General features: G+C 67.6%; 22 protein-coding genes. 13 read left to right on the forward strand and 9 right to left on the reverse strand.

The window, feature by feature from the left end:
* The 3 genes from GZ64_RS0104355 to GZ64_RS0104365 form a co-directional block, all read right to left on the reverse strand.
* The coding region (locus GZ64_RS0104355; RefSeq protein WP_029265291.1) for a biotin/lipoyl-containing protein at positions 1 to 730 on the reverse strand (730 nt) is incomplete at its 3' end.
* 67 nt (positions 731 to 797) lie between these two features.
* Positions 798 to 2,171 carry a dihydrolipoyl dehydrogenase gene (gene lpdA / locus GZ64_RS0104360; protein ID WP_029259306.1) on the reverse strand — a complete coding sequence of 458 codons (1,374 nt, stop codon included), beginning with the start codon at positions 2,169 to 2,171 and terminating at the stop codon, positions 798 to 800.
* A gap of 3 nt (positions 2,172 to 2,174) precedes the next feature.
* Complete coding sequence (locus GZ64_RS0104365) at positions 2,175 to 3,647, reverse strand: leucyl aminopeptidase (RefSeq protein ID WP_029265292.1); 1,473 nt, start codon at positions 3,645 to 3,647, stop codon at positions 2,175 to 2,177.
* 113 nt (positions 3,648 to 3,760) lie between these two features.
* Here GZ64_RS0104365 and GZ64_RS0104370 point away from each other — a divergent pair, with 113 nt between their 5' ends.
* The 3 genes from GZ64_RS0104370 (at position 3,761) to GZ64_RS0104380 (ending at position 6,801) form a co-directional block, all read left to right on the forward strand.
* Positions 3,761 to 4,702 (forward strand): proteasome assembly chaperone family protein, encoded by a 942-nt coding sequence (locus GZ64_RS0104370; RefSeq protein ID WP_029265293.1) that lies wholly within the window; start codon positions 3,761 to 3,763, stop codon positions 4,700 to 4,702.
* A gap of 168 nt (positions 4,703 to 4,870) precedes the next feature.
* The gene (locus tag GZ64_RS0104375) at positions 4,871 to 6,109 is read left to right on the forward strand and encodes an RNA polymerase sigma factor (protein ID WP_029265294.1); all 1,239 of its coding nucleotides are present in this window, start codon (positions 4,871 to 4,873) and stop codon (positions 6,107 to 6,109) included.
* Positions 6,106 to 6,801, forward strand: coding sequence for a coenzyme F420-0:L-glutamate ligase (locus tag GZ64_RS0104380; protein ID WP_021200693.1), 696 nt, complete (start codon positions 6,106 to 6,108; stop codon positions 6,799 to 6,801). The genes GZ64_RS0104375 and GZ64_RS0104380 overlap by 4 nt, the downstream gene beginning before the upstream one ends.
* A 77-nt stretch (positions 6,802 to 6,878) precedes the next feature.
* Here the strand turns inward: GZ64_RS0104380 and GZ64_RS0104385 are convergent, their stop codons facing one another.
* A complete protein-coding gene (locus GZ64_RS0104385) occupies positions 6,879 to 7,895 on the reverse strand; it encodes a sugar-transfer associated ATP-grasp domain-containing protein (protein ID WP_029265296.1) in 1,017 nt (338 codons plus the stop codon).
* An 80-nt stretch (positions 7,896 to 7,975) separates the two neighbouring features.
* Between GZ64_RS0104385 and GZ64_RS0104390 the strand changes: the two genes are divergently transcribed.
* Entirely contained in the window at positions 7,976 to 8,680 is a 705-nt protein-coding gene (locus GZ64_RS0104390; protein ID WP_231479825.1) for an alanine racemase, read from the forward strand.
* Entirely contained in the window at positions 8,677 to 9,717 is a 1,041-nt protein-coding gene (locus GZ64_RS0104395; RefSeq protein ID WP_029265299.1) for an alanine racemase, read from the forward strand. Before GZ64_RS0104390 ends, GZ64_RS0104395 begins: the two co-directional genes overlap by 4 nt.
* Positions 9,718 to 9,776: 59 nt before the next feature.
* Here the strand turns inward: GZ64_RS0104395 and GZ64_RS0104400 are convergent, their stop codons facing one another.
* Entirely contained in the window at positions 9,777 to 9,995 is a 219-nt protein-coding gene (locus tag GZ64_RS0104400) for a DUF7455 domain-containing protein (RefSeq protein ID WP_021200689.1), read from the reverse strand.
* A 181-nt stretch (positions 9,996 to 10,176) separates the two neighbouring features.
* Here GZ64_RS0104400 and GZ64_RS0104405 point away from each other — a divergent pair, with 181 nt between their 5' ends.
* A complete protein-coding gene (locus GZ64_RS0104405; protein WP_021200688.1) occupies positions 10,177 to 12,297 on the forward strand; it encodes a DNA gyrase/topoisomerase IV subunit B in 2,121 nt (706 codons plus the stop codon).
* Between the two features lie 83 nt (positions 12,298 to 12,380).
* On the opposite strand, the gene GZ64_RS0104410 is transcribed toward GZ64_RS0104405, so the two are convergent.
* Positions 12,381 to 14,822 carry a DNA gyrase/topoisomerase IV subunit A gene (locus GZ64_RS0104410; protein ID WP_029265301.1) on the reverse strand — a complete coding sequence of 814 codons (2,442 nt, stop codon included), beginning with the start codon at positions 14,820 to 14,822 and terminating at the stop codon, positions 12,381 to 12,383.
* Between the two features lie 95 nt (positions 14,823 to 14,917).
* Between GZ64_RS0104410 and GZ64_RS0104415 the strand changes: the two genes are divergently transcribed.
* Entirely contained in the window at positions 14,918 to 15,988 is a 1,071-nt protein-coding gene (locus GZ64_RS0104415; RefSeq protein WP_081859674.1) for an alkaline phosphatase family protein, read from the forward strand.
* Positions 15,989 to 16,047: 59 nt separating this feature from the next.
* Here GZ64_RS0104415 and sepH read toward each other — a convergent pair whose 3' ends face one another.
* A complete protein-coding gene (sepH, locus tag GZ64_RS0104420; protein WP_021200685.1) occupies positions 16,048 to 17,097 on the reverse strand; it encodes a septation protein SepH in 1,050 nt (349 codons plus the stop codon).
* A 198-nt stretch (positions 17,098 to 17,295) separates the two neighbouring features.
* Here sepH and GZ64_RS0104425 point away from each other — a divergent pair, with 198 nt between their 5' ends.
* Positions 17,296 to 17,589 carry a DUF4193 domain-containing protein gene (locus GZ64_RS0104425; RefSeq protein WP_029259298.1) on the forward strand — a complete coding sequence of 98 codons (294 nt, stop codon included), beginning with the start codon at positions 17,296 to 17,298 and terminating at the stop codon, positions 17,587 to 17,589.
* 113 nt (positions 17,590 to 17,702) lie between these two features.
* Here the strand turns inward: GZ64_RS0104425 and GZ64_RS0104430 are convergent, their stop codons facing one another.
* Positions 17,703 to 18,167: a DUF3093 domain-containing protein gene (locus tag GZ64_RS0104430; RefSeq protein ID WP_029265304.1), complete on the reverse strand. Its 465-nt coding sequence runs from the start codon at positions 18,165 to 18,167 to the stop codon at positions 17,703 to 17,705.
* A 12-nt stretch (positions 18,168 to 18,179) separates the two neighbouring features.
* On the opposite strand from GZ64_RS0104430, the gene dut reads away from it, so the two are divergent.
* The 5 genes from dut (at position 18,180) to dxs (ending at position 25,062) form a co-directional block, all read left to right on the forward strand.
* The gene (dut, locus tag GZ64_RS0104435) at positions 18,180 to 18,653 is read left to right on the forward strand and encodes a dUTP diphosphatase (RefSeq protein ID WP_046398983.1); all 474 of its coding nucleotides are present in this window, start codon (positions 18,180 to 18,182) and stop codon (positions 18,651 to 18,653) included.
* Positions 18,646 to 19,233 (forward strand): DUF3710 domain-containing protein, encoded by a 588-nt coding sequence (locus GZ64_RS0104440; protein WP_021200682.1) that lies wholly within the window; start codon positions 18,646 to 18,648, stop codon positions 19,231 to 19,233. Before dut ends, GZ64_RS0104440 begins: the two co-directional genes overlap by 8 nt.
* The gene (locus GZ64_RS0104445; protein ID WP_021200681.1) at positions 19,230 to 19,964 is read left to right on the forward strand and encodes a DUF3159 domain-containing protein; all 735 of its coding nucleotides are present in this window, start codon (positions 19,230 to 19,232) and stop codon (positions 19,962 to 19,964) included. Before GZ64_RS0104440 ends, GZ64_RS0104445 begins: the two co-directional genes overlap by 4 nt.
* A gap of 153 nt (positions 19,965 to 20,117) precedes the next feature.
* On the forward strand, positions 20,118 to 22,952 hold the full coding sequence (locus GZ64_RS0104450; RefSeq protein ID WP_021200680.1) for an aconitate hydratase: 2,835 nt from the start codon (positions 20,118 to 20,120) through the stop codon (positions 22,950 to 22,952).
* Positions 22,953 to 23,121: 169 nt separating this feature from the next.
* The gene (gene dxs / locus GZ64_RS0104455) at positions 23,122 to 25,062 is read left to right on the forward strand and encodes a 1-deoxy-D-xylulose-5-phosphate synthase (protein ID WP_029259296.1); all 1,941 of its coding nucleotides are present in this window, start codon (positions 23,122 to 23,124) and stop codon (positions 25,060 to 25,062) included.
* A gap of 39 nt (positions 25,063 to 25,101) precedes the next feature.
* Here the strand turns inward: dxs and GZ64_RS0104460 are convergent, their stop codons facing one another.
* On the reverse strand, positions 25,102 to 25,863 hold the full coding sequence (locus GZ64_RS0104460; protein WP_021200678.1) for an SPFH domain-containing protein: 762 nt from the start codon (positions 25,861 to 25,863) through the stop codon (positions 25,102 to 25,104).
* Positions 25,864 to 25,943: the final 80 nt, after the last annotated feature.

A 25,943-nucleotide genomic window follows, 5' to 3' on the forward strand; every position in this document is an offset into this window, starting at 1 on the left:
GAGCAGCAGCGGGTGCCGGAGCAGCAGCGGGTGCCGGAGCAGCAGCGGGTGCAGGAGCAGCAGGTGCCTCGGAAGCGGGCGCTGCGCCGGAACCGACACGTGCGAGCACAGCGCCGACGGCGACGGTCTCGTCCTCGCCGGCCACGATCTCCTGCAGTACGCCGGCGACCGGCGACGGGATCTCGGTGTCGACCTTGTCGGTGGAGATCTCCAGAAGGGCCTCGTCGACGGCGACGGTGTCGCCGACCTGCTTCAGCCAGCGGGTGACGGTTCCCTCGGTGACGCTCTCGCCCAGTTCGGGAAGCACGATGTCTGTCGCATCGCCGGCGGGTGCGGCAGGTGCGGACTCAGCGGCGGGCGCCGGTGCTTCTGCGGCGGGGGTCGGAGCCTCTGCAGCCGGGGTCTCTTCGGCAGCGGGAGATGCCTCGGCTGGCGCTTCTTCCGCAGCGGGTGCGGCGGCGGCGGGAGCATCTGCGGCCGGAGCCGCGGCGCTGCCATCGCCGATGCGCGCGAGGAGCGCGCCGACCTCGACGGTCTCGTCCTCGGCCACGAGGATCTCCTCGATCACGCCGCTGACGGGGGAGGGGATCTCGGTGTCGACCTTGTCGGTCGAGATCTCGAGCAGGCCCTCGTCCGCCTGCACGGTGTCTCCCACCTGCTTGAGCCAGCGGGTGACCGTACCCTCTGTGACGCTCTCGCCGAGAGCGGGGAGGACGACGGATGTGCTCATGACTGAGTCTCCTTCAGGAAGTTGTATGACGCTTGTCTAGCTTAGTGACTCGGGCACCGGTTGGTGCTCAGAGGGCGTGCAGGGGCTTGCCGGCCAGGGCGAGGAAGGCCTCGCCGAGTGCCTCGCTCTGGGTCGGGTGTGCGTGGATCAGAGGAGCGATGTCCTCCGGGTGCGCCTCCCAGGCGACGGCGAGCTGCCCCTCGGTGATGAGCTCGCCGACGCGGTCGCCGAGCAGGTGCACACCGATGACGGGGCCGTCTTTGAGGCGGACGACCTTCACGAGACCACCCGTTCCGATGATCTCGCTCTTGCCGTTCCCGGCGAGGTTGTACTCGTAGGCGACGATCGCGTCCGCGCCGTGTTCAGCAGCGGCGGCTTCCTCGGTCACTCCGACCGACGCGACCTCGGGGCTGGAATAGGTGACCTTGGGGATCTGCAGATCGGGAACGTTGACGGGGGAGAGGCCGGCGATCCGTTCGGCGACGGCGATGCCCTGCTGGAATCCGCGGTGCGCGAGCTGGAGGCCGGGGACGATGTCGCCGACGGCCCAGAGCCCCGGGACCCCGGTGCGCAGGTCGTCGTCGACGATCACGAAGCCGCGGTCCAGAGTGACACCGGCCTCTGCGAAGCCGAGGTCGGCCGTCGCCGGCCCGCGTCCGACGGCGACGAGCAGGTAGTCGGCCGTGAACTCCTTGCCGTCCTCGAGCGTGACCGTGACGGACGAGTCGTCCTGCGTGGCCGTCTGGAAGCGGGTCCCGAGGGAGTACTGGATGCCACGGCGGCGGAATGCCCTCTCCAGGCCCTTGCTGAGCGCGATGTCCTCGTTCGGGACGAGGTGCGGCAGCGCTTCGATGATGGTGACCTCGGAGCCGAAGGAGCGCCAGACGCTCGCGAACTCGACGCCGATGACACCACCGCCGAGGATCAGGACGCGGTCGGGGACGACATCCAGAGCAAGCGCCTGCTCGCTGGTGAGGATCCGTCCGCCGATCTCGAGGCCGGGGAGCGATCGGCTGTACGAACCGGTCGCGAGCACGACGTCCGCACCGACGTAGATGTCATCGCCGACGCTGATGCTGCGGTCTGGATTCAGTCGACCGAGCCCGGTGACGGTGGTGATGCCGCGAGCTTTGACGAGACCTTCGAGACCCTTGAACTTCTTGGCGACGATGCCCTCGCGATACGTGCGGACGCCGACGGGGTCGATGCCTTCCAGGGACGCCGTCACACCGACCGACGCGGCATCGCGCACATGCTCGGCGACCTCGGCCGCATGCAGGAGTGCCTTGGTCGGGATGCAGCCGCGGTGCAGGCAGGTGCCGCCGACCTTGTCCTTCTCGATCAATGCGACGGACTTGCCGAGCTCACTCGCGCGCAATGCAGCGGCATAGCCGCCGCTTCCGCCGCCCAGGACGACGATGTCGAAGGTGTGGGTTGTCATATGTCATGCCTCCGTGTGGGATGCTTCGGCGAAGGCGACGATCGATCGGACCATCGCCCCTGTGGGGCCCTTCTCGGTGAAGCCGTACGGGGCGCCGGCGTGTTCGCCGGAGCCGGCGATGTCGAGGTGCACCCAGGGGATGCGCGGGGCGTCCTCGGCCTCCGACCTGCGCCCGACGAACCGGCGCAGGAACAGGCCGGCATAGGAGGCACCGCCCATCCGGTCGCCCATGTTGGCGTTCTGGAGATCGGCGATGGGGGACTCGAGCGACTCCTCCATGTACTCCGGCAGCGGCATGTGCCAGGCCGGTTCGTCGACCTGTGCGGTCGCGGAGATGAACGCGGAGACCGTCTCGACGTCGCCGAAGACACCCGTGTGCCGGTGGCCGAGCGCGGCGACGATGGCACCCGTGAGGGTCGCCACGTCGATGATGACGTCGGGATTCTCTCGGCTCGCGGCGACCAGACCGTCCGCCAGGACGAGGCGGCCCTCAGCGTCGGTGTTCTGCACCTCCACCGTGGTGCCGTCGAGGATGCGGATGACGTCGCCGGGGCGCAGAGCGCGGCCCGAGGGCATGTTGTCGGTGATGCAGAGCCAGGCCGTCACGTGGACAGGGAGCCCGAGAGTCGCGATCGCGCGGATCGCGGCGAGAGATGTCGCTGCTCCGGCCATGTCGAACTTCATGCCGACCATCGATGCGGCGGGCTTCAGCGACAGCCCGCCGGTGTCGAAGGTGATGCCCTTGCCGACCAGCGCGATGTGTCGCGATGCGTCGGCGGGGGAGTAGTCGAGGCGGACCAGGCGCGGGGGGCGGTCGGAGCCCTGCCCCACGCCGAGGATGCCGCCGAAGCCCTGCTCGGCGAGGTCTTTCTCGTCGAGGATCTCGACCGTGACGTCGAGGTCGGCGACGCTGTCGGCGGCGCTCTGGGCGAGCTGGGCAGGGCTCTGCCACTCGGCGGGAACGTTCACGAGGTCCTTGACGAGGGCGACGGCGTCGCCGAGGACCTGAGCATGCTCGGCGTCCTCGTCGTCGAGGGCGGCGTGCAGGGTGATCGTGGTGGCGCGAGCCTTGCCCTTCTCCGTCCGGTACCCGTCGAATTTGTGTCCGCCGAGCACCGCGCCTTCTGCTGCCGGCGCGGCGAAGGACTCCAGGCCGTCGGCGAGGGCGATGGCGACGTGCTCGAAACCGGCGAGGGTGCGCAGCGCTGTCCCGGTCGCATTGCGCACCGCAGCGGGGTCAGGCGCGTTGCCGACGCCGACGACGGCCAGCGGCAACGACGTCACCTCCGGGGCGTACACGCGCGCGAACGATCCTGCGGAGCCGGTGAAGCCGATACCGGCCAACGCATCGGCGAGGCCGGGATAACCGGCCAGTGAATCCGCCGAATCAGGGAGAGCGGCGACGACGAGCACTGCGGCATCTGCAGCGCTTCCGGGGAACTGAGCGGTGGTGTGCGAGAGCACGGGAAGCGTCATGCCTCCATCCTAGGATCTCTGTCGCAGCATGGTCGCGCGCCCTCGTGGCGCGTGTTCGCTCTCAGCATGATGCTCCGCGCCCCGGCCCCCAGCCCTGCTCGTAGCATGGACACATGCCCTTCTCCGGTGAGATCCACGAACGCGTCGCGAATGCGCCGACAGTGCCGCACGGCCTGCCCCTGGTGCTCCTTCTCACCGGTTTCACCGACGCGGGCAGCGCGGTGTCCGGCCTGATCGACCACCTGAGGGAGACCGCGTCGCCGGAAACCGTCGTGGTGTTCGACAACGATGCCCTGCTGGACTATCGCGCCCGTCGACCGGTGATCGCCTTCGACCAGGACCACCTCACCGAATTCCGGCCGCCGCGTCTCGAGCTGTCGCTTGCGACGGACGCGCTCGGTCGTCCCTTCCTGCTCCTCGCCGGGTACGAGCCCGACTTCGCGTGGAACCGCTTCGCGAGCACCGTCCTCGCCCTGGCGGCGGAGTTCGAGGTGTCGGGACTGCACTGGGTGCATTCGATCGCCATGCCTGTTCCGCACACACGTCCGATCGGTACGACCGTCAGCGGCAACCGCCGTGAGCTCACGGTCGCGCACTCCGTCTGGCGTCCGCGCACCCAGGTGCCGGCGACCGCCGGTCACCTCCTCGAGTTCCGGTTCGTCGAGAGCGGCGACCCCGCCGTCGGATTCGTGCTCCTCGTGCCGCACTACCTCGCCGAGACCGAGAATCCAGAAGCGGTGATCGCCGCGGCAGAGAGGCTGATGGCCTCGACCGGTCTGGTGCTGATGCTGGACGCCGTACAGGAGCGCCGCGAGGACTACCTGGCGCGCGTCGACGAGCAGGTCGCCGGGAACGATGAGCTGCAGCAGATGGTGCATAACCTCGAGCGCCGATATGACGCGTACATGGCGGGACGCAATCCCGATGACGACTCGTACGACGAGGGCGGGTTCAGTGAGCGGGACCTTCCCAGCGCCGACGAGCTCGCTGCGGAACTGGAGCGCTACCTGGCGTCGCGTCCGTCGGGCGACGAGGACAAGCCCGGTCGCAACTGACACGGATCCGCGAGAACTTCGTCGTAATGCATCCGCATCGCCACACGTGTGCGATACTAGGACTCTGACCCGTTGTCAATCAGTGTTTTCGAGCGCTGGACTTGACAAGGGTCTTACTAGTGTCCGAAATGTCCCGGGGCTACACAGCAGCTCCGTGAAAGGCGAAACGTGACTCCTGCCACGACGAAGAACACCCGGACGAAGAAGGCTGCCGAAGAGACGACCACCGACGCTCCGGTCGAGGCCGATGCGCCCGAGAAGCCCGCGCCCCTGAGCGCGGCGAAGCGTGCTGCCGCGAAGCGCGCCCCCGTCAAGAAGAAGAAGTCCGAGGACGTCGTCGAAGAAGACGAGGCCCCCGCCGCTGCTGCGGTCGAGGACGACGAGGACGAGGACGCGAAGCCGAAGTTCACCGAGCCGCTCCCGACCGGCGCGATCGTCATCTCGTCGAACGACGATGAAGACGTTCCCGTCTACTCGACGCAGATCACCGGTGCGACTGCCGACCCTGTCAAGGACTACCTGAAGCAGATCGGAAAGGTCGCGCTCCTGAACGCGGCCGAAGAGGTCGAGCTCGCGATGCGCATCGAGGCGGGTCTGTTCGCCGAGGAGAAGTTGTCGGCGATGACCGCGGCCGAGAAGACGAGCCAGCTCGGACTCGACCTGCAGTGGGTCGCCCGCGACGGACAGCGTGCCAAGAGCCACCTGCTCGGCGCGAACCTCCGACTCGTCGTCTCGCTCGCCAAGCGCTACACGGGCCGCGGCATGCAGTTCCTGGACCTGATCCAGGAGGGCAACCTCGGCCTCATCCGCGCGGTCGAGAAGTTCGACTACACCAAGGGCTTCAAGTTCTCGACGTACGCCACGTGGTGGATCCGCCAGGCGATCACCCGTGCGATGGCCGACCAGGCCCGCACGATCCGCATCCCGGTGCACATGGTCGAGGTCATCAACAAGCTCGCGCGAGTGCAGCGTCAGATGCTGCAGGATCTCGGCCGCGAACCCACGCCGGAAGAGCTCAGCCGTGAGCTCGACATGACGCCCGAGAAGGTCGTCGAGGTGCAGAAGTACGGCCGCGAGCCGATCTCGTTGCACACGCCGCTGGGTGAAGACGGCGACAGCGAGTTCGGCGACCTGATCGAGGACACCGAGGCCGTGGTTCCGGCCGACGCGGTGGGCTTCACCATGCTGCAGCGTCAGCTGGAGCAGCTGCTCGACTCGCTCTCCGAGCGCGAAGCCGGCGTGATCCGGATGCGTTTCGGCCTGGGCGACGGTCAGCCGAAGACTCTCGACCAGATCGGCGACACCTTCGGCGTGACGCGTGAGCGCATCCGTCAGATCGAGTCGAAGACCATGGCGAAGCTCCGGCACCCGAGCCGTTCGCAGTCCCTGCGGGACTACCTCGAATGAGCCAGGCGAACGACGGCAAGGCGCTCGAGGCGAGCGTCGACGGCAAGAGCTATGCGCGTATCCCGCTGCGTACCCGTGTGGTCATGCCCGAGGACGACCTCGATGCGATCATCACGGAGTACGCCAAGGACGCCGTGCAGCCGGGCGACCTGCTGTTCGTGACGGAGAAGATCGTGGCGATCACCCAGGGGCGGTCGTACCGTCTCGACGAGATCAAGCCGCGCAAGCTCGCCCTGTTCCTCTCCAAGTACGTCACCCGCACGCCGTACGGCATCGGGCTCGGCATGCCGGAGACGATGGAGATGGCGCTGCGGGAGTGCGGCACTCCGCGGATCCTGTTCGCGTCGGCCGTGGCAGCGGTCACCAAGGCGTTCGGTCGTCGTGGTGACTTCTACCGCATCGCGGGTGACAAGGCGCGGGCCATCGACGGTCCCACCAAGCACACCATCCCTCCGTACAACGAGGCTGTCGTGCTCGGACCGAAGGATCCCGACGGCGTGGCCGCGCGGCTGAAGGCACTGATCGGTGGCCAGGCAGAGGTGGCAGTGGTCGATATCAACGACCTCGGCGGCAACATCCTCGGGTCGACGCTCGACAAGGACGGCGAGCGTCGTCTGGTCAAGATCCTCGGGGACAACCCGCTCGGACAGGGGCTCGAGTCCACACCGCTCGGCATCGTCCGCGCAGTCTGACCTCTGTCATCTGATCCGCTCAGAACGATGACGAAGGCCCCGGATGCTCGGCATCCGGGGCCTTCGTCATCTCTGTCTCAGAAACCGATGACTTCGCGGTACCGAGGTTTGTGGCCCGTGCGGATACCGGTGACGCTGGGCTTGTTCTCGTAGACTCCGGCGCCCCAGTTGCCCTCGACGAGGACGGGACCGTCCGGGGAGACGACGACGTCCCAACCGACGTACTGCACCTGGGGCACGACGCGGGCGACTTCGTCGATGAACGCGCGCACCTCGTCCATGTAGGGCAGCTGGAAGTCGGCGATGCGGAAACCCGAGTCCGGGTGCGTCTCGTGCACGTGCCCGTGCGAGTCGTACCCGGCACCGACGGCATGACCGTTCTCGTCGAGCATCGTGTAGAAGCCGCCGAAGGTCATCTGATCGCTCACCGCACCGCGACCGAACTTCTGGGCCATGGCGAGGATGTGCGCCTTCTCACCATCGAAGAACGCGGTGATGCGGGTGGTGTTCACCGTGCCGGGGCACACGGCCGCAAGCGCGTCGTGCTGGCGGATCACCTCTTCGATCAGCAGCTCGCCTCGAGCGAGGAGCCCCTGGTGGAAATCGTTCCAGTCGGTGATGTCGGCGGCGTGATAGCGATGCACTCCGGTTCCGGCCTGTCCCACAGGTTCCTTCGTGACGATCGTGCCGAGTCGCTGTGTGAACTCGCGCACCGCGTCGGCGTTGCCCTGGTCGACGACCATCCATTCGCGGTGCAGGTGGTCGGAGAACTGCTTGTCGAACTCGACCTTGTCCTGGAAGATCCAGCGGTAGTCAGGGTGGTCATACCGCTGCGAGAGCTGGTTCGAGACGGGATGCGTCATGTAGGTGTCGCGCTCGGCCTTCGTCAGCATCGCGAAGTCGTAGTCGATGTAGTCCTGGAACCCGACGTTGTGGCGCGCGGCCGACCAGAGCATGTCCGCGACGATGGCGGGGACGGCCTTGTGATGCTGAGCGGATGCCTCCTTGGCGCGTTCCACCACCGATCCGACGTCGATGCGGCGGGCACGTCCCATCAGATAGCGGATGCGGGGCGCGAGGGAAAGACGAGACATGAGGCTCCAGGGTCGGGGTCCCCACCAGTCTACGGGGGCCGGGACGGCCGACCTGAGAGCCGGAAGCTAGGGTGGAAGACGTGTGTGAGACGACTTCCAGCGCCCTGCCGCGTGCGATGATCTCCCGTTCGGCCCTGGCCGCGGGCGCCTTTGCTGCCGTGTCGGCAGGCGGCCGAGTCGCCGATCTTCGGCGTGACGCCTGGGGTCATGGTGTTCTCGCCGTCGCGCAGCTCGTGACGGCCGCAGGAGCCGAGCGAGTGCTCGTCGACGCCCGCGGAGAGGTGGAGGCGTTGCAGCTCGAGGGAATCGACGGCGTCACGACGGGTGAGCCGGACATCGACGCGACGCTCCTCTACGGTCTTCCTGATGCGACCGGACGCACGAGGACGCGACCGGTGATGCGGCTGACGGGTCGCGTCCTCTCCACCAAGGGGCTCCGGCCGGGAGACGCCGTCTCCTACGGTTACACCTACCGCGCCTCGCGTGAGACCACGGTGGCGCTGGTGACCGGTGGGTACGCCCAAGGCATCGTGCGCGCGCTCGGAAACCGTGCCGAGGTCGAGATCGACGGCGCAGCTCGCCCCATCGTCGGCCGGGTCGCCATGGACGTCTGCGTCGTCGACCTCCAAGGCGCGGATGCCGAGGCGGGCGCGGAGGTCACGTACTTCGGCGGCGAGGGTCAGGCGGGATCCGCCATCGCGCACTGGGCCGCCGTCACCGGAATGAGCCCGGCGGAACTCGTCACCGTCGCCGGCGCACATGCCGTGCGGGGGTGGGAGGCATGAGCCGTCCGGAGCTGCGCCTGAGCAGCAGCACGTTCCGGGCGAACATCGACGTGGTACGCGCCCGAGTGGCGCCGTCGACGTTGATGCTCGTGCTCAAGGACGACGCATACGGCCACGGACTCTCGTGGGCCGTCGAGTCCGCGGCCGACGCGGGCGTCACGTGGTTCGGCAGCTATGACATCCGTACCGGGTTGACCGTGCGCAGGATCGCCGGCGGCGACGCCAGGATCTTCGCGTGGGTGACGTCGACGGACGCCGAGATCGACGACGCCCTCATGCAGAGGCTTGACCTCGGGGTGGGCACGAGCGACTACCTTCGGCGGATCATCACGCGCGCAGAGGCGCTCGGCACGTCCGCGCGCGTGCACCTGAAGATCGACACCGGCCTTCATCGCAACGGCATCCTGCCCGACGATTGGGCTGCGGCCGTCGCTGTCGCGCGCGACGCCGAGCGCGCAGGACTCCTGGAGTTCGAGGGGGTGTGGAGCCATATCGCCGAGGCGAGCGACGCGGACGACGACGTCGCACAATCGGTGTTCCTCGAAGCGGTCCGTACCGTGGCGGATTCGGGGACGACCCCTGCCGCGCTTCACCTGACCGCGTCGGCGGCGTCCTGGTGGCGCCCCGAACTGCGCGGAACGGTCTCGCGCATCGGAGCCTTCTGTTATGGCATCCGATCCGCAGACGGACCGGAACTGGAAGGCATCCTCCCGGCTGCGAGCCTCGTCGCGCCCGTCATCAGCGTCCAGCGGGACGACGTGACCATCGGCATCGGCAGTTTCGACGGATTCCCTTCGACACTGGCAGGAAGTCGCGTCGGCACATCTGCCGGAACGCGCACCCTCACGTCGGTGGGACATACGACGTCGACTGTCGAAGGCTGGGCAGGAGCGAGAGCGGGGGATCAGGTCGTGGTCTTCGGCGCCGGGACGCACGGAGAGACGTCGGCGACGACTCTCGCTGAGCGTATCGATACCGTGGGAGAAGAGATCCTCACCCGGCTCACATCACGTGTGCGGAGAGTCGTCGCCGATTGATTCGTGTGCGCTGACCGCAGTCGACTGACCGGGACCAGTCGACATGCGTCAGGATGCGATCAGACCGTCTCGACGAGGCGGGCGGTTTCGTCGTGCCAGCTGGTCGCGATGCTGCGGAGCTTCTCTTCGTACTTGCGGCCGTGGTGGGCGCAGAACAGGAGCTCGGATCCGTTGACCTCAGCGGCGATGTACGCCTGAGCGCCGCATGAATCACAGCGATCCATGGCGGTCAGGCGGAACTCGACGGTGGAGGTGTCACGTTCGGTCGTTGCGTTCATCTCGGTGCCTCCTCGGGTGTCGGCTTCGCTGGGGGATTTGGTCAATACAACCACGCCCCACCTGTGCGCATGCCCGGTTTGCGGCGTGTTTCGCTCAGCGCGTACGCGACCCCCGTCGAGTAGCCCTCCGCGGGGAGTGTCTGCGGAGCCGGAACGACTCGCGAGATTAGACTCGGAGATTGTGAATGCCGAGTACTCCGCCCATCATCTCCAGGTGCTTGAAGGCCTCGAGGCCGTCCGCAAGCGCCCAGGGATGTACATCGGGTCGAACGGGTCGCCCGGACTCATGCACTGCCTCTGGGAAATCATCGACAACTCCGTCGACGAGGCGGTGGCCGGCAACGGCACGAAGATCGACATCATCCTCCATGCCGACGGCAGTGTCGAGGTCCACGACCGTGGCCGCGGCATCCCGGTGGACGTCGAACCGCGCACCGGTCTGACCGGCGTCGAGGTGGTCTACACCAAACTGCACGCCGGTGGGAAGTTCGGCGGCGGGTCGTACGCGGCATCCGGCGGTCTGCATGGTGTCGGCGCCTCCGTGGTGAACGCGCTCTCCGAGCGCCTGGACGTCGAGGTCGATCGCGGCGGCAAGACCTACGCCATGTCGTTCCATCGTGGCGAACCGGGGGTCTTCGCAGACTCCGGAGAGAAGCGTCCCGACGCGCCGTTCACTCCCTTCCAGGAGAAGAGCGAGCTCCGCGTCATCGGCAAGGCGCCCCGCGGCGTGACCGGTACGCGGGTTCGCTACTGGGCCGATCGGCAGATCTTCACCAAGGACGCGGCCTTCCAGCTCTCCGAGCTCGAGACCCGCGCCCGACAGACGGCGTTCCTCGTCCCGGGTCTCGAGATCGAGGTCGCCGACAAGCGGACGAATCGTCCGGATGCTCCCGAGCTCGGCTCCGAGGACGCGGATGCCACCGGGACGGTGACGTCCTACCTCTATGAGGGCGGGATCTCGGAGTTCGTCGACTACCTCGCGGTCGATCCGCCGGTGACCGACAACTGGCGCATCCAGGGGGAGGGGACGTTCAAGGAGACCGTTCCCGTTCTGCAGGCCGACGGGCACATGGTCGCCACCGAGGTGGAGCGCGTGTGCGCCGTCGACATCGCGCTGCGGTGGGGCACCGGTTACGACACGCGCGTGCGGTCGTTCGTCAACATCATCGCGACGCCCAAGGGCGGAACCCATCAGCAGGGCTTCGAGCAAGAACTCCTCAAGGTTCTCCGCACCCAGGTCGAGCAGAACGCGCGTCGCCTCAAGGTCGGCAACGACAAGCTCGAGAAGGACGACGTCCTCGCGGGCCTCACAGCGGTGCTCACGGTGAACGTGCCCGAGCCGCAGTTCGAGGGGCAGACGAAGGAGATCCTCGGCACTCCGGCCGTCCGGCAGATCGTCGCCCAGGTGATCCGCAAGGACCTGGCCCAGCGATTCAGCTCGACCAAGCGCGACGACAAGAACCAGGCGTCGCAGCTGCTCGACAAGATCGTCTCGGAGATGAAGGCGCGCGTGTCGGCACGTGCGCACAAGGAGACGCAGCGCCGCAAGAACGCACTGGAGTCGTCGACCCTTCCGACGAAGCTCGTCGACTGCCGCACGAACGATGTCGAACGCAGCGAGCTCTTCATCGTCGAGGGAGACTCGGCGCTCGGCACCGCCAAGAACGCGCGCAACAGCGAGTTCCAGGCGCTGCTGCCGATTCGGGGAAAGATCCTCAACGTGCAGAAGGCGTCGGTCGGCGACATGTTGTCGAATGCGGAGTGCGCGTCGATCATCCAGGTGATCGGTGCAGGCTCCGGCCGGACCTTCGACATCGATGCGGCTCGCTACGGCAAGATCATCCTGATGAGCGATGCCGATGTCGACGGCGCCCACATCCGCACCCTCCTGCTCACCCTGTTCTTCCGCTACATGCGACCGCTGATCGAGCACGGCCGCGTGTTCGCCGCCGTCCCGCCGCTGCACAGGATCATCGTGATGAACCCGGGCTCGAAGCCGAACGAGACGATCTACACCTACAGCGAGCAGGAGATGCACACGCTGCTGGCGAAGCTCCGCAAGGCGGGCAAGCGCTGGCACGAGCCGATCCAGCGGTACAAGGGCTTGGGTGAGATGGACGCAGAACAGCTGGCGAACACCACGATGGACCGTTCCGGACGGCTGCTGCGTCGCGTGCGCATGGAGGATGCGGAGGCCGCGGGCCGCGTGTTCGAGCTCCTGATGGGCAACGAGGTCGCCCCGCGCCGCGAGTTCATCATCGACTCCTCCGACCGGCTGTCGCGCGAGTCGATCGACGCCTGAGCCCCGGAGACACGGAAGAAGCCGGCACGGGTCATCCCATGCCGGCTTCTTCGCTGCAGGCGGTCACCCCGCCTGCGGAGCACTCAGACCAGGGTGCGGCCGATGCTGCCGATCACGCCTTCTACGGGCTGTCCGGAGGCATCGCGACGTGCGCCGGTCTCGGGAAGCTTGCGCACGGCACCGGTCGGATCGACCGCCAGCGGTGGCTGGGGCCCGACCCACGCGACCGTGAGGCGATCCTCACCCTTCAGGAATGCGTGCGCGCGCACGCCGCCCGTGGCGCGACCCTTGGCCGGGTACTCGGTGAACGACGAGACCTTCGCGCGCCCCGGCTCCGTGCCGGGAAGTGCGCTGTCGCCTCCGGAGACGGTGGCGACGACCGACTCGGTGGCGGGATCGACGACACCGAAGAAGAGGACCGATGCCCCGGAGCTGAGCTTGACGCCGGCCATGCCGCCGGCCGGCGCTCCCTGCGGGCGCACGGCGGAGGCCGAGAAGTGCAGCAGTTGCGCGTCGGTCGTGACGAACACCAGTTCGGCGTCGTCCGGCGCCTCGGCCGCGCCCACCACCGTGTCGCCCTGCTTCAGGCCGATGACCTCGAGGTCGGGCCGCACGGGAAGCGCGGACGGGACGATGCGCTTGACCGTACCCTGGGCGGTGCCGACGGCGATCGGCGTATCGCTGTCGAACCGCACGAAACCGAGAACCCGCTCGCCCTTCGTCGTGATCCCGAGGTAGTCGCGCAACGGCGTGCCGGCAGCGAGCTGAACCGAGGTGGCAGGCACGGAAGGCAGGTCGACGGGGGAGAAGCGGACGACGCGTCCGAGGTTCGTGAGCGCTCCGAGCTCGGCCCTGACCGTGGTCTCGACCGTGGTCAGGATCGCGTCGTGCTTGCTACGACGTGCCGGGGAAGTGAGCTCCTGCCCTTCGCCGAGGTCGACTCGGACCGTGCGCCCGGTGGTCGAGAGGATGAGCACCGTGGGGGCGTCGGCGATCTGCAGGTCGACCGCGCCCTTGGTGGCGCGGGGCTTGGGCGGTGCGGCGTTCATGAGCAGTGTGCGCCGGGGCGTGCCGTACGCGTCGGCCGCGGCATCGAGTTCCTTCGCGACCGCGGCGCGCAGCAGCACGGGGCTCCCCAGCAGTTCGCGGAGGGCAGCGATCTCGGCCAGCAACGCGTCTCGTTCGGTCTCGAGCTCGATGCGGGAGAACTTCGTCAGACGGCGCAGACGCAGCTCGAGGATGTACTCCGCCTGCAGCTCGCTCAGATCGAAGACCGAGCGCAGGCGGGTGCGGGCCTGCTCCGAGTCGTCGGATGAGCGGATGACCTGGATGACCTCGTCGATGTCGAGGATCGCGATGAGCAGCCCCTCGACGAGGTGCAGACGCTCCTCGCGCCGCTTCAGGCGGTAGCGGCTGCGCCGGGTGATGACCTCGAGGCGGTGGCCCACGTAGACGCTCAGCATCTCCTTGAGCCCGAGCGTGCGCGGCTGGCCTTCGACCAGAGCGACGTTGTTGATGCTGAACGAGTCTTCCAGCGGCGTCAGACGGTAGAGCTGTTCGAGGACGGCGTTCGGGTCGAAGCCGGTCTTGATGCCGATCGCGACGCGGAGTCCGTGGTTGCGGTCGGTGAGGTCGGTGACGTCGCTGATGCCCTGCAGCTTCTTCGACTGCACGGCGTCGCGGATCTTCTCCAGCAGACGCTCGGGGCCGACCATGTACGGCAGTTCCGACACGATGATGCCGGTGCGCCGAGGGCCGAGGGGCTCGATCGAGGTCTTCCCTCGGACCTTGAGCGCACCGCGTCCGTTCGTGTAGGCGTCTTTGACCCCGTCCAGTCCCATCAGGATCCCGCCCGACGGGAAGTCCGGACCGGGAACGAACTCCATCAGGTCCTCGGTGGTCGCGTCCGGGTTCTCCAGGAGATGCGTGGCGGCCGCGACGACCTCGATCAGGTTGTGCGGCGCCATGTTGGTCGCCATGCCGACCGCGATGCCGCTCGCTCCGTTGACCAGGAGGTTCGGGAAAGCAGCGGGCAGGACAGCCGGCTGTTGGAACTGGCCGTCGTAGTTCGGGATGAAATCGACGACGTCCTCGTCGAGGTTCTCGGTGAGCGCGAGGGCGGCGGCGGCGAGCCGTGCCTCCGTGTATCGAGCCGCGGCCGGACCGTCGTCGAGGGAGCCGAAGTTGCCGTGTCCGTCGACCAGAGGGACGCGCAGCGCCCACTCCTGCGCGAGGCGCACCAGCGCGTCGTAGATCGCGGAGTCGCCGTGGGGGTGGAGCTTTCCCATGACCTCGCCGACCACGCGGGCGCTCTTGACATGACCGCGGTCGGGGCGAAGGCCCATCTCGGCCATCTGGTACAGGATGCGGCGTTGCACCGGTTTCAGACCATCGCGCGCATCGGGGAGCGCGCGCGAGTAGATCACCGAGTATGCGTACTCGAGGAACGAGCCCTGCATCTCGGTGGAGAGGTCGATGTCCTGGATGCGCTCCTCGACAGGCTCGGGCGGCGGGGTTTTCGGCATGGACTTCCTGAGGGCATACGGGAGCCTGTGTCAGACTGGCTCGGATGTCCTTCATGCTACCGTCCGCGTCGCCTAGTGCCCGGAGTGTCGTCGGGGTGGCGGACGACCTGCTCGCCGCCCTCCGCGGCGAATCGGCGCTGCTGCCGCGTGCAGACTCGGTCGTGCTCGTCGTGATCGACGGGCTCGGAGCGATCAGTCTGCGGGCACACGCCGGTCACGCACGTGCGTTGACGGCGGGGATGGCGAAGAAGGATGTCGCGCAGTCGGTCTTCCCCTCGACCACCGCGGCGGCGCTGACCAGCATCGTCACCGGTGTCTGGCCGGGGGAGCACGGCCTCGTCGGCTACCGAGTGCTCGATCCGGCCCGCGACGTGCTCGTCAACCAGCTCAGCGGCTGGGAGACCGACGGGATCGACCCGTATACGTGGCAGGCGGCTCCTACGATCTTCGAGCGCGCCGGTGGCGCCGGTCATGAGAGCTTCGCCGTGGGGTTCGCCGGATACGCGCACAGCGGCTTCACCAAAGCCACGCTCCGAGGTGCCGAGTTCGTCGCAGCCACCACAGCGGCGTCGCGTATCGAAGCCGCCTATGCGCTCGCTCAGTCCCATCCGGGCTCGCTGGTCTACTGCTACCTTCCAGAGGTCGACAAGGCCGGCCACAAATACGGCATCGCCTCGTCCGAATGGGTCGCGGCGCTCGAGGACGTCGATGCCGCTCTTTCCGCACGGGTGCCCCCGGGCGTCGGGGTCGTGGTCACGTCGGATCATGGGATGGTCGATGTGGCGCCGAACCGACAGATCGTGCTCGAAGCGGACCACCTCGAAGGCGTCCGACACGTGGGTGGTGAACCGCGGATGCTGCACGCCTATCTGGAGCCCGATGCGGATGGCGTTTCGCTGATATCGCGCTGGCGTGCGGATCTCGAGGGGGTCGCCGATGTCGTCACCCGCGAGGAGGCCGTGCGTGCGGGCCTCTTCGGACCCACGGTCTCCGAGGCAGCCTCGCCTCGGATCGGTGACGTGCTCGCGATCGCGCGTGGGTCGTGGGCGGTCTATGACGGCACGGCTGCGGACCAGCGCGGTCGCGGAATGGTCGGCCAGCACGGTGCACTCACACCGGAGGAGCGGCAGGTCCCCGTCGTCAGGCTCGGCGCTTTCGCTCGCTGACGACGATCGCCCGGTATGCTCTCCGGCTCGACTTCCCGGCGAGCACCCTCAGGCCGGTCTCACTCGTCCGTTCGTGCGCCGAAGACGATCTCGTCCCAGGAGGGCATGGCGTTGCGACGACGCCTCCGGCCCGTGGATTCGCCGGAATCCGAGTTGGTCGTCTGAGGCGCGGGCTGCGGAGACTGCGGCTCGTCGTCCGGCTGCTCCAGGACCTCGAAGAGCGAGATCGGGCTCTGATCGGCGCGATCTGCGTCCGTGGGCTCATCCAGCAGCGGCGCGGTCTCGCGCTGGCCGCGACGACGCCGGAGAGCTTCGAGAAGGTCTGCGGTCTCGGGGCTCGTCGTCTGTGATGCCGGTGCGCGCTTGATCGCCGCGTCCTGTGCGGCCGCGTCGGAACGCTCGGGAAGGGAGGGATCCTCGATCTCGGCGTCGGGAGCAGGGAGCAGACGGGGGCCGAATGCGCCGGAGTCGAAGCGGCTCTCGTCTTTGTACGGAGAGGTGATCCGTTCTGCGTCCACGGCCCGCAGGCGGGGGATGAGTCCCTCGGGCAGCGAGCCCTGGCGGGACAGCTGCGTGGCGTCCGCATTGAGCGGCGAGAGGGCGCTGCGGCGGGGATCGAAGCTCCAGCGGGCGTCGTGCTCGACGTCGTTGGCGGTGAATTCGAGCTTGATGGTCCAGCCCGAGTCCTCCTTCCAGCTCGCCCAACGCTCCGACGTCGCTTCGACCTCCGCGAGCTTGGCGCGGACGGCAACTCCGAAGGTGGGCTGCGCGTCGGGCTCGACCTCGCTGCCGATGAGAACGGGAACGGCGAGGGCCTGGCCGATGACGTGCTCGCGTTCGGCCAGGACGGGGCCTTCGAAACGGGCGACGTCGTCGACGCTGATACCCAGGAGCTCGGCAACCTCCGGAGCCGTGAGACCGGCTCGGATCTGCGCCTGGATATCACGCGGACTCGCGGCGAGCTTCTGTGCCGTCGGCTCACTCTGACGGGTGGCGCGACGGATCTCGCGCTGCAGCATGTCGTCGATGGGCAGCGCGAACCGCTCGCCCGACTCGGTCGCGAGTACGAGGACTCCTGCTTCTGTGCCGACGATGGTGACGTTTTCCATGCGAATGCCCCTCTGATGGGTGTCTCATCATGGTGTCACGCATGGGGCATCCGGGCCGGGAATACCCTGGGCGTGCCGTGAGTTTGTTCAGGCGAACGGGCGAGCATTTGCGTTATGTCGTCCGGTCGTGCAAACTATGGCCGCCGAATACCCGACGGCGCACCACCCACTCGCACCATGAAAGTGGAGATCTACCGCATGGCAACCGATTACGACGCCCCCCGAAAGAGCGAAGACGACTCCGAGTCGATCGAAGCCCTGAAGGAGCGTGTGCCGGACAAGCTCTCCGGCTCAAGCGGGGACGAAGACTCCGACAACCCGTCGAGCTTCGACCTTCCGGGTGCCGACCTCTCCGATCTCGAGCTCGACGTCGTCGTGCTGCCCGCGCAGCAGGACGAGTTCACGTGCATGAGCTGCTTCCTCGTGAAGCACCGTTCACAGCTCGACCACGAGGGCGCATCCGGGCCCATCTGCAAGGAGTGCGCTGCGTAAGCAGTCCTCCGAGCGACGTATCACGCGCCCCCGACCACTCCGGTCAGGGGCGCGCTGTCGTATGCGGGTGCCTCTCGGCTCCGCACCTCAGCTCTGCCTCTTCGTGCCGCGTCTCAGCTCTGCGCAGCGCGGATCGCCGCTGCCAGTCGATCCGGCGTGCGTGTCGAGACGGTCCACGTGTCGACGGGGTCGTCCGGGTCGAGATTCGGGACGACGACGATTCCGTCGATGCCACCGCGGATCAGGTGCCACCCGCGCGCCGGGAGCCTGGGGCCGCGAGCCTGCCGGGCGTCGTCGCCGGTCAGGGCCACCGGCTCGCCGAGATGCTTCGTGTCGATGTGCGCGCGGCCGGCGCGCAGCACCGTGCCGATGACGGAGACGACAGGGGTGGCCGCGATGAAGCCCAGCACCAGGAGGGCCGATACGGCGGCGCCGAGGACCAGTGCGACTGTCGAGCCGATCGGCACGAAGACGAGCGACACCATGGGGCCGGCGACCGCGACGGTCACGAGCAGCCAGAGGCTCGGCGAGAGTCTTTCGCGGTAGCGGGGACGTGCGTCTGTGGCGGGGTTCTGCATTAGCCTCATGGGGTGACCGATTCCGTTGATGTCCCCATTATCGCTGCAGTGGTGCCCGGGTATGCGCATCCGGGCGATGCCGGTGCCGATCTGGTCGCGGCGGAGGCCGTGCACCTCGAGCCGGGGGAGCGTGCACTGGTGCCGACGGGCGTCAGCATTGCGCTGCCCGACGGGTACGCCGCTTTCGTGGTTCCGCGCAGCGGACTGGCCGCGAAGCACGGGATCTCGATCGTGAACTCGCCGGGGACGGTGGATGCCGGGTATCGCGGCGAGATCAAGGTGAGCCTGATCAACACGGATACCCAGAGCGCGTACGATGTGGCGGTCGGCGATCGTATCGCGCAGCTGATCATCATGCCGGTCACGCGCGCCACGTTCATCCCGGTCGACGAGCTGCCGGACAGCGTCCGCGGTGCCGGTGGGTTCGGTTCCACCGGTTACCAGGCAGCGACCCACCAGAACGAAGCAGGACAGGCCAATGACTGACAACAACGAGACCCCTTCGAAGTCGGCACCGCTGAATCGTGCCACCGACGGTCCCTTCGACGATTCCGAGGCGAACCCGGTCCGTCCCTACATCGACCTCGGCGGCATCAAGATCCTGCCGCGCGAAGGTCTGAACCTGCGCCTCGAGGTCGAGGAGCAGTCGAAGCGCATCGTGGCGGTCGGCCTCGATTACGCGGACTCCTCGCTGCAGGTGCAGCCCTTCGCCGCACCGCGCACCGGAGGACTGTGGGACGAGACCCGCGTACAGCTCCGCGACCAGGTCAAGGCGCAGGGCGGCCGCGTGGAAGAGCGCGAAGGCCCGCTGGGCAAGGAGCTCCTCGCCGAGGTCCCCGCCACGGCGGCGGAGGGATCCGGTCTGCGCCTCGCGCGCTTCATCGGCATCGACGGCCCGCGCTGGTTCCTCCGCGGCGTGATCGGCGGCGCCGGCGCCTCGGACCCCGAAGCGGCGGAGAAGGTCGAAGACCTCTTCCGGTCGATCGTGGTCGTCCGCGGCGGGTCTCCGATGCCGCCGCGCGACCTGATCCCGCTCAAGATGCCGGCGACCCCTGGTTCCGCGTGAGCACTCCCGAGCCCGACGCCGAACGGGAGAAGAGCACCTCCGAGATCCTCGGGGAGGCCCTCGGAGGAGTCGCGCGTCGTGCCGGGCTCGACCCGTCGGAGAGTGCGGCCACCCACACGGTCGTGTGGACCGCCATGGGCGGGTGGCGGGGCATCCTCGAGTCGGTGCTGCCCAGCCTCGCGTTCGTGATCATCTTCACGATCCGCCCCGAGCCGCTGATCCTCTCGCTCGGCATCTCGGTCGGTCTCGCAGCCGTCTTCACGATCGTCCGACTCGTGCAGAAGTCGCCGCCCTCGGCCGCCCTCGGCGGTCTCATCGCCGCGGTCGCCGCGGCAGCGCTGGCTCTGTGGACCGGACGCGGCGCCGACAACTTCGTCCCGGGGCTCATCACCAACGCGGTCTACGGCTCGGTCATCCTGGTGTCGGCACTGATCGGCTGGTCGCTGATCGGCCTCGCCGTCGGATTCCTGATGGGGGAGGGCACCACCTGGCGGAACGACCGCCGCAAGCGACGTGCCTACTTCTGGCTGGGGATCGCCTGGGCCGCGCTGTTCTTCACCCGGCTGGCTGTGCAGCTGCCCCTTTATCTGGCCGGTGACGTCACGGCGCTGGGCACGCTCAAACTCATCATGGGGCTGCCGCTGTTCGCCCCGCTGATCGCCGTCACGTGGCTCGTGGTCCGCGCGTTGCACCCGCGCGAGCCCGCGCGCGAGGATGCCCCCGAGGCGTGATAGATTTATCTTGACATCAAGATAAATCGCAGGCTTTCGCCGGTGAGCTGCGCGGAGCAGACTGGTTAGGTCCGCCTTGCTAGCCGCAGGGGCTCGCTGGCGAGCAAGATGGAGGCGCCTGTCGCTCCCATCCGAATAGAAGGAGACGGATTCGTGTCCACGGTGAACAGCTTCGGTGCCAAGAGCACCCTGACAGTCGGCAGCACCGACTATGAGATCTTCCGCATCGACACGGTGCCGGGTTTCGAGAAGCTTCCCTTCAGTCTCAAGGTCCTCCTGGAGAACCTGCTTCGCACCGAAGACGGCGCGAATGTGACGAAGGCGCAGATCGAGGCGCTGGGTTCGTGGGATGCCGCGGCCGAGCCGAACACCGAGATCCAGTTCACGCCGGCCCGTGTGGTCATGCAGGACTTCACCGGTGTGCCGTGCATCGTCGACCTCGCCACCATGCGCGAGGCCGTGACGGCACTCGGCGGTGACGCGAACAAGATCAACCCGCTCTCGCCCGCCGAGATGGTCATCGACCACTCCGTGATCGCCGACCTGTTCGGCTCGGAGAACGCCCTCGAGCGCAACGTCGAGATCGAGTACGAGCGCAACGGCGAGCGTTATCAGTTCCTGCGTTGGGGTCAGACTGCGTTCAGCGACTTCAAGGTCGTCCCGCCGGGCACCGGCATCGTCCACCAGGTGAACATCGAGCATCTGGCCAAGGTCATCTACGACCGCAACGTCGACGGTGTGCTCCGCGCATACCCCGACACCTGCGTCGGCACCGACTCGCACACCACCATGGTCAACGGCCTCGGCGTGCTGGGCTGGGGCGTCGGCGGCATCGAGGCCGAGGCTGCCATGCTCGGCCAGCCCGTGTCGATGCTCATCCCGCGCGTCGTGGGCTTCAAGCTCTCCGGCGAGATCCCCGCCGGCGTGACCGCGACCGACGTGGTGCTCACGATCACCGACCTGCTGCGCAAGCACGGTGTGGTCGGCAAGTTCGTCGAGTTCTACGGCGAGGGCGTCGCGTCGGTGCCGCTCGCCAACCGCGCGACCATCGGCAACATGTCGCCGGAGTTCGGCTCCACCGCCGCCATCTTCCCGATCGACGACGTGACGCTCGACTACCTGCGACTCACCGGCCGCAGCGAAGAGGCCGTCGCACTGGTCGAGGCATACGCCAAGGAGCAGAAGCTCTGGCACGACGCCGCGCACGAGCCCACGTTCAGCGAGTACCTCGAGCTCGACCTCGGCACCGTCGTGCCGTCTATCGCCGGCCCGAAGCGCCCGCAGGACCGCATCCTGCTCTCCGAGGCGAAGTCGCAGTTCGAGCAGGACATCCTGAGCTACGCGACGGCATCGACCTCGGACTCGATCGTCGACCTCGAATCGAAGCACTCCTTCCCGGCCTCCGACCCCGGACAAGCACCCGGCGACGAAGAGCCCACCACGCGTCCGGTGCACATCAACAGCGGCGCACCGGCGAACGCCTCGAAGCCCGTGCCGGTCACGACGCCGTCGGGGGAGAAGTACATCCTCGACAACGGTGCCGTCACCCTCGCGGCCATCACCTCGTGCACCAACACGTCGAACCCGTCGGTGATGATCGCCGCCGGTCTCGTCGCACGCAAGGCTCTCGAGAAGGGTCTGAAGCAGAAGCCGTGGGTCAAGACCACGCTCGGCCCGGGGTCGAAGGTCGTCACCGACTACTACGAGAAGTCCGGACTCGACAAGGACCTCGAGGGCCTCGGGTTCTATACCGTCGGCTACGGCTGCACCATCTGCATCGGCAACTCGGGCCCGCTGATCGAAGAGGTCTCCGAAGCGATCAACTCGCACGACCTCGCCGTCACCGCGGTCCTCTCCGGAAACCGCAACTTCGAGGGTCGCATCAGCCCCGACGTGAAGATGAACTACCTCGCCAGCCCGCCGCTGGTCATCGCGTACGCGCTGGCCGGGTCGATGCACTTCGACTTCGAGAACGACGCGCTCGGCAAGGGCACCGACGGCGAAGACGTCTTCCTGAAGGACATCTGGCCGACCCCGGCCGAGGTGCAGGAACTCGTCGACTCCTCGATCTCGCGCGAGCAGTTCATCAAGCAGTACGCGACGGTCTTCGACGGTGACGAGCGCTGGCGCAGCCTGCCCACTCCGGACGACGCGATCTTCCAGTGGGACGAGAACTCCACGTACGTGCGCAAGGCGCCGTACTTCGAGGGCATGACGATGGAGCTCACCCCGGTGAAGGACATCGAGGGTGCGCGCGTGATGGCGACGCTCGGCGACTCGGTCACCACCGACCACATCTCGCCCGCCGGGAACATCAAGGCCGGAACGCCCGCGGCGCAGTACCTCACGGAGCACGGCGTGGACCGCAAGGACTTCAACTCCTTCGGCTCGCGTCGCGGCAACCACGAGGTCATGATCCGCGGAACCTTCGCGAACATCCGTCTGAAGAACGCGATGGTCGCTGCCGTGAACGACGGACAGGTCGTCGAGGGTGGCTTCACCCGCGACTTCACGCAGCCCGGTGGCCCGCAGTCGTACATCTACGACGCGAGCATGAACTATCAGGAGCAGGGCACGCCGCTCGTCATCTTCGGTGGCAAGGAGTACGGCTCGGGTTCGTCGCGTGACTGGGCGGCCAAGGGCACGAGCCTGCTGGGCGTCAAGGCGGTCATCACCGAGAGCTTCGAGCGCATCCACCGCTCGAACCTGATCGGCATGGGTGTCGTCCCGCTGCAGTTCCCCGCCGGCGAGAGCTGGGAATCGCTGGGCCTCGACGGCACCGAGATCGTCTCGATCTCGGGTCTGGAAGAGCTCAACAACGGTGTCACGCCCAAGACGGTCAAGGTCACGGCCACCCCGAGCGAGAACTCGCCCGAGGGCAAGCAGCCGGTGGAGTTCGATGCTGTCGTCCGCATCGACACCCCCGGTGAAGCTGACTACTACCGCAACGGCGGCATCCTGCAGTACGTGCTGCGTTCACTGGTCTGATCGCACGAGACGAAGGGGCTCGGGTCTGCGGACCGGGGCCCCTTCGTCGTGCCGACCCTTCCTGTCAAGGGGGTCCGATTCGCCGTGCTCTCCGAGTCCGGCGGGGTAGGATCGAGGGGCGCTCGCACCGTCGTCGGGCGCTTCTGACGGAGCCTGTGAGGAGGTGCAGATGCCCATTCTTCCGAGCATCTCTGGACCCCGTGATCTCGATGCACTCTCGACCGACCAGTTGACCGAGCTCGCTGCGGAGATCCGCACGTTCCTGGTCGAGAACGTGTCCAGGACGGGCGGCCACCTCGGCCCCAACCTCGGCGTCGTCGAACTCACGATCGCTCTCCATCGAGTGTTCTCCTCCCCGGACGACCCCTTCATCTTCGACACCGGACACCAGTCCTACGTGCACAAGCTCCTCACCGGGCGCCAGGACTTCTCGGCGCTGCGCGTGCGCGGTGGTCTCGCCGGGTACCCGCAGCGGGGCGAGAGCGCCCATGATGTGGTGGAGTCGTCGCACGCGTCCAGCTCGCTCAGCTGGGCGGACGGCATCTCCCGGGCCTTGACGGCCACCGGTCGTGCCGACCGGCACGTGGTCGCGGTCGTCGGCGACGGCGCGCTGACCGGCGGCATGACCTGGGAGGCGTTGAACAACATCTCCGATGACAACGACCGCAACCTGGTCATCGTCGTCAACGACAACGGACGCTCCTACGCGCCGACGATCGGCGGCATGTCGCGGTACCTCAACCGCGTGCGCACGGCAGCAGCCTACAAGGACCTCCACCAGCGGTCCGATCGCCTGTTCCGCGCTTTCGGGCCCGTGGGACGTGCGGTGTTCCGCGGCGTCCGGGGAGGCACGCACGGCTTCCTGTCGAGGTTCACCAACAACGAGGCGCTGTACTCCAACCTCGACATCAAGTACCTCGGTCCGGTCGACGGCCACGATCTTCCCGCGCTCCTCGAGACTCTGGAGTTGGCGAAGTCGTACGGTGCGCCCGTCATCGTCCACACCATCACCGAGAAGGGCCGTGGCTACCAGCCGGCCCGCGACGACGAAGCAGATCAGTTCCACGCCGTCGGCAAGATCGACCCCACGACCGGGGAGACCCTGTCGTCCGGTGGGCGTGGGTGGACCGATGTGTTCTCCGACGCGTTGGTGGCCGTCGGCGAGCAGCGCGACGACGTGATCGCGATGACGGCTGCGATGCTGCGCCCCACCGGCCTCGCGCCGTTCGCCGAACGCTTCCCCGATCGCGTCTATGATGTGGGCATCGCAGAACAGCACGCGGTGGCGTCAGCGGCTGGTCTGGCCTACGGGGGCTTGCACCCCGTCGTCGCCCTGTACGCCACGTTCATGGGACGCGCCTTCGACCAAGTGCTGATGGACGTGGCTCTGCACCGTGCCGGAGTCACCTTCGTCCTCGATCGAGCGGGCGTCACCGGTCCCGACGGTCCCAGCCACCACGGCATGTGGGATCTCGCGATGCTGCAGATCGTCCCGCACATCCGCATCGCCGCGCCGCGTGATGGGGCGCGGCTGACGGAAGCCCTCGGTGAGGCCGTCGACGTCGAAGACGCTCCGACGGTCATCCGCTTCCCGAAGGGCGAGGTCGCCGCCGATCTTCCCGCGATCGAACGCCTGAGCGACGGCGTCGATGTGCTCGCCCGCGGCGAATCCGAAGACGTCCTGATCGTCGCCATCGGACCATTCGCCGAACTCGCTCTCGATGTCGCGGACCGCCTTCGAGCGCAGGGGATCGGCGCGACGGTCATCGACCCGCGCTGGGCTATTCCGGTGCAGCCGTCGATCGTGGAACTCGCCGCCCATCACCGCCTCGTGATCACCCTCGAAGACGGCATCCGGGTCGGAGGCATCGGCACCCGTGTACGTCAGGTCCTTCGCGAGGCGGGCATCGACACCGCGGTGGATGAGCTGGGTCTTCCCGACGAGTTCATCGACCACGCATCGCGTGATCAGATCCTCGTCGACGCCGGCCTCACGGCGCCGAAGATCGCACAGGACATCGTGTCGCAGGTGCTCGGGACGCGAATCCCGAAGGCGCGTCACGCGGGAGAGACAGGAACCATCGATCTTCCGCTGCACGAACGGCACTGACGCTCGCTCCGACCTTTCGGAATCCCCTGCGCGCAGACGTCAGTTCAGAGCGTGCAACGCGGCGACGGCCTGTGCTCCGCGATCGACGTCTCGGAGCGCGGTCGACAGCAGGTAACCGTCGGTGAGGGCGTCGCCGGTGACCATGACCCGCACCAGCTCGACGCCGCAGGCGCGACGCACCTCCGCGGCGCTGGCCGCGATCACTCGGGTGTTGATCTCGTCGTTGTGCGGCAGCTCCGCTCCCTCGAGACCACGGATCACGTCCCTCAGCGCGGCGCCGACGATGTTCGAGGCTCGCTCCTTGACGTTCACGACGTCGAGCTCGAACACCCGAAGATCGCTTCCCGTCGGTATCGGACGCCACTCGAACGAGGCATGCACGCGGTGCTGGTGTCCGCTCGCGCCGCTCATCTCTCGCGCGGGCAGATCGGTCGCACGGCAACGGACGTCGATGAGCTTGTACCAGTAGAACAGCGGGAATGCTCCGTGCGAGCCCGGGTCCAGAACGACGACTTCTCCGACAGCCCCGCCGCGGTTCCGCGGACGACGCTGCGGGCGGTTGCGGATGATCGGCTTGCCGTTGCGCGTCCGGATCGCCGCCCACCCCTCGTCGACGGTGACGATGAAGAGCTTGAGGAGGGCGGGGAGGACCAGAAGCGTGGTGAGGATCGCCGTTCCGGTCTTCAGCAGACCCGACATCCCCTTGCCGCCCAGCATCGTGAAGAGCATGTCCATGTCACCACTGTGCAGGGTCGCCGGGGTGCGGGGTGCCTTCGGGACGGGTCGGGCGGGGGAGTTCATGCGCTGTTCCGCGCACGTTACCCGCGGCGCTGTGCGCTGGATACGCACCGCTCAGGATTCGCCGCGGCGGGTCAGGATTC

This window comes from Microbacterium sp. Cr-K32 (assembly GCF_000708345.1).
GTDB lineage: Bacteria > Actinomycetota > Actinomycetes > Actinomycetales > Microbacteriaceae > Microbacterium > Microbacterium maritypicum_A.

What these genes read in the sequence shown, in the direction of transcription:
- dxs (WP_029259296.1), top strand. Translation starts at nt 23,122, where the DNA reads ATGCCCATTCTTCCGAGCATCTCTGGACCCCGTGATCTCGATGCACTC.
- GZ64_RS0104410 (WP_029265301.1), bottom strand. Translation starts at nt 14,822, where the DNA reads ATGCCGAAAACCCCGCCGCCCGAGCCTGTCGAGGAGCGCATCCAGGAC.
- GZ64_RS0104365 (WP_029265292.1), bottom strand. Translation starts at nt 3,647, where the DNA reads ATGACGCTTCCCGTGCTCTCGCACACCACCGCTCAGTTCCCCGGAAGC.
- GZ64_RS0104430 (WP_029265304.1), bottom strand. Translation starts at nt 18,167, where the DNA reads ATGCAGAACCCCGCCACAGACGCACGTCCCCGCTACCGCGAAAGACTC.
- GZ64_RS0104380 (WP_021200693.1), top strand. Translation starts at nt 6,106, where the DNA reads ATGAGCCAGGCGAACGACGGCAAGGCGCTCGAGGCGAGCGTCGACGGC.
- GZ64_RS0104395 (WP_029265299.1), top strand. Translation starts at nt 8,677, where the DNA reads ATGAGCCGTCCGGAGCTGCGCCTGAGCAGCAGCACGTTCCGGGCGAAC.
- GZ64_RS0104370 (WP_029265293.1), top strand. Translation starts at nt 3,761, where the DNA reads ATGCCCTTCTCCGGTGAGATCCACGAACGCGTCGCGAATGCGCCGACA.
- GZ64_RS0104400 (WP_021200689.1), bottom strand. Translation starts at nt 9,995, where the DNA reads ATGAACGCAACGACCGAACGTGACACCTCCACCGTCGAGTTCCGCCTG.
- lpdA (WP_029259306.1), bottom strand. Translation starts at nt 2,171, where the DNA reads ATGACAACCCACACCTTCGACATCGTCGTCCTGGGCGGCGGAAGCGGC.
- GZ64_RS0104425 (WP_029259298.1), top strand. Translation starts at nt 17,296, where the DNA reads ATGGCAACCGATTACGACGCCCCCCGAAAGAGCGAAGACGACTCCGAG.
- GZ64_RS0104385 (WP_029265296.1), bottom strand. Translation starts at nt 7,895, where the DNA reads ATGTCTCGTCTTTCCCTCGCGCCCCGCATCCGCTATCTGATGGGACGT.
- sepH (WP_021200685.1), bottom strand. Translation starts at nt 17,097, where the DNA reads ATGGAAAACGTCACCATCGTCGGCACAGAAGCAGGAGTCCTCGTACTC.
- GZ64_RS0104440 (WP_021200682.1), top strand. Translation starts at nt 18,646, where the DNA reads ATGACTGACAACAACGAGACCCCTTCGAAGTCGGCACCGCTGAATCGT.
- GZ64_RS0104460 (WP_021200678.1), bottom strand. Translation starts at nt 25,863, where the DNA reads ATGAACTCCCCCGCCCGACCCGTCCCGAAGGCACCCCGCACCCCGGCG.